Origin of the sequence: Massilia jejuensis, from assembly GCF_042656795.1 — a bacterium.
GTDB classification, from domain to species: domain Bacteria; phylum Pseudomonadota; class Gammaproteobacteria; order Burkholderiales; family Burkholderiaceae_D; genus Telluria; species Telluria jejuensis.
On sequence record NZ_JBHSMS010000052.1, the window covers coordinates 1 to 6,670 of the forward strand.

5 protein-coding genes and 3 pseudogenes are annotated in these 6,670 nt (G+C 58.9%); 3 read left to right on the forward strand and 5 right to left on the reverse strand.

Annotation, left to right across the window (positions count from 1 at the left end):
• Nucleotides 1-82: 82 nt before the first annotated feature.
• Nucleotides 83-319, forward strand: a pseudogene (locus tag ACFPOU_RS16325) (DDE-type integrase/transposase/recombinase); the annotation flags it as partial.
• 33 nt (nt 320-352) lie between these two features.
• On the opposite strand, the gene ACFPOU_RS16330 reads toward ACFPOU_RS16325, so the two are convergent.
• From ACFPOU_RS16330 to ACFPOU_RS16350, 5 genes and pseudogenes are all read right to left on the reverse strand, one after another.
• Entirely contained in the window at nt 353-793 is a 441-nt protein-coding gene (locus ACFPOU_RS16330; RefSeq protein ID WP_379723404.1) for a DUF7686 domain-containing protein, read from the reverse strand.
• A 12-nt stretch (nt 794-805) separates the two neighbouring features.
• On the reverse strand, nt 806-1,771 hold the full coding sequence (locus tag ACFPOU_RS16335) for a UPF0149 family protein (protein ID WP_379723407.1): 966 nt from the start codon (nt 1,769-1,771) through the stop codon (nt 806-808).
• Between the two features lie 102 nt (nt 1,772-1,873).
• Complete coding sequence (locus ACFPOU_RS16340) at nt 1,874-2,437, reverse strand: recombinase family protein (protein WP_379723410.1); 564 nt, start codon at nt 2,435-2,437, stop codon at nt 1,874-1,876.
• Nucleotides 2,438-2,451: 14 nt separating this feature from the next.
• Nucleotides 2,452-3,543 carry a PDDEXK nuclease domain-containing protein gene (locus ACFPOU_RS16345; RefSeq protein WP_379723416.1) on the reverse strand — a complete coding sequence of 364 codons (1,092 nt, stop codon included), beginning with the start codon at nt 3,541-3,543 and terminating at the stop codon, nt 2,452-2,454.
• Between the two features lie 183 nt (nt 3,544-3,726).
• Nucleotides 3,727-4,435: pseudogene (locus ACFPOU_RS16350) on the reverse strand (IS6 family transposase).
• A 47-nt stretch (nt 4,436-4,482) separates the two neighbouring features.
• Here ACFPOU_RS16350 and ACFPOU_RS16355 point away from each other — a divergent pair.
• Together ACFPOU_RS16355 and ACFPOU_RS16360 are read left to right on the forward strand one after the other, a co-directional pair.
• A pseudogene (locus tag ACFPOU_RS16355) lies at nt 4,483-4,767 on the forward strand (transposase domain-containing protein); the annotation flags it as partial.
• A gap of 257 nt (nt 4,768-5,024) precedes the next feature.
• Nucleotides 5,025-6,200: a glycerophosphodiester phosphodiesterase gene (locus tag ACFPOU_RS16360; RefSeq protein WP_379723413.1), complete on the forward strand. Its 1,176-nt coding sequence runs from the start codon at nt 5,025-5,027 to the stop codon at nt 6,198-6,200.
• The last annotated feature ends 470 nt before the right edge of the window (nt 6,201-6,670 follow it).

Here is a 6,670-nt window from a genome sequence, read left to right on the forward strand (position 1 = left end):
CGCTTCACAAACGCAATTATCTAACCACCAATTCTGGCCCCGCACACAGAATTCCTGACAGGTCCACGCGATAGCTGTCCCGGTCACCGTACGGCAGGTCAAATACCTCAACAATATAGTTGAGCAGGACCACCGCGCGATCAAACGCGTGACCAGGCCGATGCTTGGCTTCAAGTCCTTTCGTGCAGCGGCCAACGTGCTCGCCGGCATCGAGCTCATGCACATGATCCGCAAGGACCAGTTCAGGATCCAAGGCATTGCTCGCACATCGTTTGCCGAGCAATTTTATGCGTTGGCAGGACAAATCCGTCCAGTTTGAAAGCGGCCTACTCCTCGCCAGCAAATCTGAGCCTCAAATCGCTAACGCGACACAACCCTCCTCGATGATTTCCAAACCGAGCCTGCCGCGTCTTACGTGCATCACCGCCAGGGCGCGGCGCATCTTTTCCACGAGACGCCCACACAAGGAAAATAAGTCATCGCGCGGATCGCCGACGATCTGGAATTCGTAGCCGCCCGGCGCGCCGTCGCGAAGCTCGAATGCCTCCAGCGAGACGATGTCGCCGTGCAGATGGGTACGCAGATGAAACTCGTGCATCACTCCGTTGCAATCGGATAGCTTGACTGGTTCAAGACGGACATGCTCGAACTTATCGAGACCAACACGCGTGGCTACCTCGCTGTTGAAACACCGGGAACACAACACCCGGTAGCCGACATCGATTGACCCGTAGTTGACGGTGTCGTAGCCCGCCGTGACGGCGCCACATCCTTCACAGACGATTTCAGACATGCTGCTCCCTCTTCAATGCAGTGTTGATGGCGCCGTCGGCGTACCGCCACAGCATTTTTTGACTTTTTTACCGCTGCCACAAGGACAAGGATCGTTGCGCCCGACCTTCGGTGTCGCCCGGACGATGGGCATTGCCGGCATGGGCGCGTGGCCGGGCATCGCTCGCCGCGATTTCCAATAGGCTGCGATCTCGACCAACGACGGCACTATGGCATCGATCCATCGGGCAGCATCGCCTTGCTTGTCGGTGATCGCAATGCCATCTTCGGTCCCCAAACGCATGAATGGCGCGAACCAGGTCGGTTGTCCGACGGCGAGCAGGCTCCACGCGCGCTCGTCGAACTGGAAACCGCAGAGGAAACCATCTGACCATTCGGCGGCGCCGTAGTCTGCGCCGCGCACGAACATGGGCTCGAAACCGGCCGGGTCGGTGTTGAAAGCCTCGACGACCGCGTTGTAATGCCGCATCAGCAGCGAGAGGACGCGGTTCGCATGCGAGTTATTGTCGAACACGGGCTCGGCCCGGCCATCGACATGGTCCCACACCCATGGCAACCACGCGGACGGGGGAATCAGCCCGGGACCGATGGCGATCGCGGTAAGGTAGCCGTCGAGCATCGCGAGATCCATCGACGTCGATTCTATCGATTCGTCGGCAAGAAAATCATCAAGGTCGCGAAGTTCGGCATCGGACAAGCCGTGCATGGTTGGGTTGCGCTTGTCCTGGCCGGGCGGCGGGCCAATCACCGCGTCGATGCCCTGTTCATTAATGGTGCGCATGGCCTCGTCCAGCGCCGCCTGGTCGGTCGGGAATAGATCATCCCAAACGGTCGAGTTACCGTGCTCGTCGACCACTTCGAGTATCCAATCCTCATTCTCTGCGCGATAGATTTCCACCTCGACGCTCCTTCCATTACGGCTTGCTGTCCGATTCAGAGGGGAATAGATGATGGGCATGTCGTCGTCGATATTTGTCACTTTTTTTCAATCCTGGTTGTTCTGCTTGTTGATGCGTTCTGAAAGGGGAGAACAGGGGAAACGGGAAAAATCGTACGCTAAGGTTTTTCCCGTGTTGCTCAGCTAATTTGTGAGCTTATGGCGGGCCAGCAGTCGCGCCACCGTAGACGGATGGACATTGAACAGGCGCGCGGATTCGGCGGCCGTTTTCTGGCCAGAATTGACTAGGTGGACAATTTCCTTTTGTTGCGTTGGCGTGAGCTTGGGACGGCGACCGCCGATACGGCCTTCTTCGCGGGCGGCCAACAAGCCACTGTGGGTGCGCTCGCGCAACATGGCGCGTTCGAACTCGGCGAACGATCCCACAATTTGCATCATCATGCGCCCGGCCGGTGAGGTGGTGTCGACGGCTTCGGTAAGGCTGAGGAATCCAGCACCGGTTTTCTCGACCCTATCCATGAGGGTCAATACGTCCTTGAGCGAGCGTGACAGGCGGTCGAGCTTCCAGACAACCAGCACATCATCCTTGCGCAAATGATCGAGCAGGCGGCTCAGTTCCGGACGATTCCAGCGGCCAGTCGACACCTTCTCTTCAAATATCCGTCCGCACCCCGCCGCGTTCAACGCCGCAATCTGTGCCGTGTTGTCCTGGTCTTGGGTGGAGACACGGGCATAACCGATTCGCATGAGTTTGCCCTCTCTTACTTGACTTCGGATGCAGTTGGATCAAGCCGATCCGGGCTGGGACGATTCTCCAGCCGCGCCTTCGATAGCGCCACCGCCTCGTGCAGCTTTTGCTCCAGCAATTGCCGGGACGGCAAGCCGGTCAGGTATTCAGCGACATGAATGCCGCTTTGATCCAGCTCCAGCAATTCGATCTGTTCACGGTTCTTGCCCGTGCAGAGGATGATTCCTAGTGGTGGCGCTTCGCCAGGTTCTTGTTCATATTTGGCCAGCCAGCGCAGGTAGAGCTCCATCTGGCCTTTGTCAGCGGCCTTGAATTCGCCGAGCTTGAGTTCGATGGCGACCAGGCGCCGCAAGCGGCGGTTGTAGAACAGCAAGTCAATGTAAAAATCGTTGTTGTCTATTTGCAGCCGTTTTTGACGGGCGACAAAGCTGAAGCCGGCCCCCAGCTCCAACAAGAAATTTTCCAGTTCGCGCAGGATAGCGTCTTCGAGATCTTTTTCAAGGTAGCGATCGCGCAACCCCAGAAAGTCCAGCACGTAAGGATCCTTCAGCACGAGGTTCGGGCCAAGCACTCCTTGATCGCGCAGGGTCGCCAGTTCACTCGTGAGCAATTCGTCGGGCTTGCGCGAGAGCGCCGTGCGCTCGAACAACATGGAATCGAGGCGTCCCTGCAAGGTGCGGGTGCTCCAGCCCTCGCTACGGCACATTTCCAGATAGAACTCCCGCTTGAGGGGATCATCGATGTAGATTAGGCTGCGCAAATGGGTCCAGCTCAATTGTCTACTCAGTGCGTAGACAATTTCCTCGGTCTCGAACACCTCGCCAAAGCGCAGCATGTGGCGCAGGTTCTTGGCGCCGAAGCCGCGCCCGTGTTCGGCTTCCAATTGTCGCGCCAGCGAAGCGACGATCTGTTCGCCGTAGCCGGCCCGCTCCCCTTGGAGCCCCTCGGCGCGTATGCGCCGGCCAATGCGCCAGTACAGCATGGTCAAGGCCGAATTGACGGTGGCGGCCAGTCCGGCCCGCGCTTCGTTGATCAGGACGCGGATGTCGCCGGCTAGGCCGGTTGTTGTCACTGCTGCAGCTTGCACGTTTTGCGGTTCCACCAGCTAGCTCCTCGATACGGTTCGTTCAGCACAAACCTGCTGCCAATGACAATCATTATGCAATACATTTACGCACCACGTAAACGCCATAGGAATCGTGGGTATTTTCAACTTGCTGAACTGTGAGGGCGAGTTATTAGAAGTCCACGCGAAATCGCCGCTGACCGGGTGAGACGGTATCCGGAATTACGCGCTCTTTGCTACATCGGTGACCTCATTCCAAAGTGAAAATGCTTGGGTACGCACGTGCCGGTACTGCTCCGCTGTTAAGCGGTTACGCTGACACCGGAAGGCATTGTTGATGGGGCCATGCGCCGACAAAAAACGCTGGGTGTGGCCGGGTGACTTAAAGCGGCGCATCTGTCGTTCCCGTGGCCGCGTCGGTTGATGAGATAGTTCCGCCCGGTTGTTGAGACCCTTATGCTGACGATGCTCGACACCGGGCAAAATTTGCATCTTCGCCGCAGCATAGCTCTTCAGTTTGTCGGTGATCAGCACCCGTGGCGCGTTACGTAAGCCCTTGAGAAGCTTGCGGAAAAAGCGTTTTGCTGCCGGCCTGTTTCGCCGGCTCTGCATCAAGATATCGAGCACATGACCGTTCTGATCGACTGCACGCCAGAGGTAATAGTGCGTTCCCTTTATTGTTAGCACCACCTCGTCCAGATGCCATTTGTCCCCGCGCTGCGGTTGACGCCGGCGAAGTGCATTGGCATATTCCCGGCCGAACTTCAACGTCCATTGGCGAATCGTTTCGTACGTGACGATAACGCCACGGCTGGCCATAAGCTCTTCTATGTCACAAAAAACTCAGCGCGAACCGGAAGTAGAGCGACACGACATGGCTGATGATTTCCGCCGGGTAGCGGAAGCCGCGGTAAAGTAGCGATTTGTTCATCCCAAGACTTTACCGAATTTTCCGACGACCGTAAGTTGACAGTACCCTGGCCGTCCCTGGTGCGCTACGCAGCTTCCGGTATCCTACCGATCGACAACAACCCGGTCGAAAACGCGATTCGCCCCATCGCCATCGGTAAGAAGAACTGGCTGTTTGCAGGGTCAGAGCGTGCTGGCCGCCGCGCCGCCGCCATCCAGAGCCTGTTTGCCACCGCTAAACTCAACGGGCTGGATCCAGCCCGCTGGCTTGCCGATACCCTCGACAGGCTGCCGACTTGCCCGAACAGCAAGATCGATTCGCTGCTGCCATTTGCGGACTCTACGCCGGCTTGACTCAGCCGTGAAGGTGGGAGGGCTGGACGCTTACATTCGCCGAGCAACTCTACGCGCTGGCACGACAAGTCCGTCCAGCCTGAGGGGCCGCGGCTATGGATCGGCCGTATGTCGGCCTTGGATCAGTAACGCGACAGAACCATGGCGGGTGCATTCAAAGGGAGGCGCGCGAATCTCGCGTTGGTCACGCTACGGTAACGCAGGCTTGCTAGGCTCTATAGCGTACCAATATTTCCCAATTGCTAAACGGAGCCATCATGAACGACGCTTTATCGGCCCAGTCCTCATCCTATCCGACGCTCGCCGCCAGCGTCGCGACCGTCTTCGCCAGCGTGCTGCTGAGCGCCTGCGGCGGCGACTCAGCCGACCTGCAGAACCCCGGCGCGGCATGGCCGCCGACGCCGACCGTCACAGCGCACCGCGGTGCCTCCGCGCTGCGTCCGGAGCACACCATCGCCGCTTACCTCAAGGCCATCGACGACGGCGCCGATATCATCGAGCCCGATCTCGTTGCGACGAAGGACGGCGTGCTGGTAGCGCGCCACGAGAACGATATTACCGGCACCACCAATGTGTCCACCGTCAGCCAGTTCGCCGGGCGCAAGACGACCAAAAACATCGACGGCATACCTGTCACCGGCTGGTTTACCGAAGACTTCACGCTGGCCGAGCTCAAGACCTTGCGGGCAAAGGAACGCATCCCTGCCAACCGGCCCGCCAATGCCGCCTACGACGGCCAGGTCGACGTGCCGACGCTCCAGGAAGTGATTGACCTGGTAAAGAAAGAAAGCCTTGCCCGCAACAAGGTCATCGGAATTTATCCGGAGACGAAGCACCCGACTTACTTCAAGTCGATCGGCCTGCCGCTGGAGAAGCGCCTGGTCGACCAGCTGGTCGCGAGCGGCTACCGCGGCAAGGCGGCGGCGGTTTTCCTGCAGTCGTTCGAAGTGGCCAACCTGAAGGAACTGCGCAGCCTGACGGACATGCGCATTGTGCAGCTGATCGACAATCCGAAAAATCCACCGGCGCCAAACGGCACGCCGCGCAATGCGCCCTATGACTTCGTCGCGTCGGGCAGCACGCGCACCTATGCCGACCTGGTCACCCCCGCCGGCCTGCGGGAAATCGCGCTGTATGCGGACGTAGTGTCGCCGTACAAGGAAGTGATCATAGCGCGCACCGCAAGCAATGAACTGGGCGCGGCGACCAGCTTCGTGGCCGATGCCAAGGCAGCCGGCCTGCAAGTGCACACCTGGACACTGCGGCCCGAAAATCCCTTCCTGCCGGTGAGCATGCGCAGGCCTGACGTGACGTCACTGTCGCAGCGCGGCGATGGGGTGGGCGAGATCACCGCTTACCTGAAAGCCGGCATCGATGGCTTTTTCACGGACGATCCCGCGGTGGGCCGCGCCGCGGTCGCGGCCTTCAAATAGCGGTTCCTGGCCGGAGCACGGCATGTCATCGGCCATTCAAGCGGGATATCCATACTTGCCTTTTCCATAAAAGTAAGGTGATCATGTTCGCTCGCAGCCAACGCTATTTAATGTCTCTCGTACTTCCGGTGTGCATGCTGACGGCACACCGGCAATCACGAGCGCGCCACAGTCCTTGAGAGGCATGTATCTAGCATGTATCTGCCCCGACGGCGTGGCATCGTTCAGCATCAAAGGCGTGAACTACCTGATCACCGCCAACAGAACATCTGCGCCTCGCGACCGTCAGAACAATGCCACCACCGAGATCGATCCGGATGTCGATTCCGGGAATAGGCACCGGGTCCGATGCAGTCGGATGCGCCATGGACATAACGCCGGCTGTCCCCTTGATAGCACCGAGGTGGCTCTGTCGCATTGTTGAGCTGGCGACGAATTTTCTCGAGCATAGCGTGACCTCAGCTTACGCT

What these genes read in the sequence shown, in the direction of transcription:
- ACFPOU_RS16340 (WP_379723410.1), bottom strand. Translation starts at nt 2,437, where the DNA reads ATGCGAATCGGTTATGCCCGTGTCTCCACCCAAGACCAGGACAACACG.
- ACFPOU_RS16360 (WP_379723413.1), top strand. Translation starts at nt 5,025, where the DNA reads ATGAACGACGCTTTATCGGCCCAGTCCTCATCCTATCCGACGCTCGCC.
- ACFPOU_RS16330 (WP_379723404.1), bottom strand. Translation starts at nt 793, where the DNA reads ATGTCTGAAATCGTCTGTGAAGGATGTGGCGCCGTCACGGCGGGCTAC.